This window comes from Campylobacter sp. RM19072 (assembly GCF_024723485.1).
Classification (GTDB): domain Bacteria; phylum Campylobacterota; class Campylobacteria; order Campylobacterales; family Campylobacteraceae; genus Campylobacter; species Campylobacter porcelli.
The window spans coordinates 1-633 of sequence record NZ_JANQCU010000059.1; the positions used below are offsets into that span (position 1 = coordinate 1).

The 633-nt window shown below is 32.1% G+C and carries 1 protein-coding gene; it reads right to left on the minus strand.

Annotated features, from left to right (window positions below):
* Nucleotides 1-50 precede the first annotated feature (50 nt).
* The gene (locus tag CSUIS19072_RS08450; RefSeq protein ID WP_086293870.1) at nucleotides 51-572 is read right to left on the minus strand and encodes a hypothetical protein; all 522 of its coding nucleotides are present in this window, start codon (nucleotides 570-572) and stop codon (nucleotides 51-53) included.
* Nucleotides 573-633: the final 61 nt, after the last annotated feature.

Here is a 633-nt window from a genome sequence, read left to right on the forward strand (position 1 = left end):
TATGGCACTACCATCTATCTTGCCTGTAGATATATCATAACTACTCATTTTTACTCCTGTTTTGTTATAAAGACTATAAACTCTAGCCCATTAGCTGGTATTTCATAAAACACCACACCGCTCTTATCACTATTTAGCTCATAATCCTTAGCAAACACTGCTTCATATAAGCCATCAAAAACTATTCTAACCTCTTTAAAGCTATTAACGCTTAAGCCATTAAAGCTAAACTCATTTTTTACCCCATCACCAACACAAACTATATACTCTGTATTTAAAATACCTTTAGCGATATAGTTTTCGTTTAATATACCTACATTAAAGCCTACTTCGATACCAGCTTCAAACTCTAGCTTCTCGCCATTATTAGCAAATAGTTTTGCTTCATATGAGCTTTTAGCTTGTAGCTGGGCTTCATATATAATAGATTTTGTATTGCCTAGCTCATCAAGGATTTTTACCCTAATCTGTCTTGGTCTATCTAGCGAATTAAACGCTGATATATTAATAACTGCTTGGCTATTAATATTAACCCTCTTATTACCACTAAAACTAATTGATTGTAACTTCATATCATCACTCCTAAATAGTTATAAAACTGACTATTTCTAATCATAATATCAGCTTCTATAA

Excerpts from the sequence above, each read along its gene's own strand:
- CSUIS19072_RS08450 (WP_086293870.1), bottom strand. The coding sequence starts at position 572 with ATGAAGTTACAATCAATTAGTTTTAGTGGTAATAAGAGGGTTAATATT.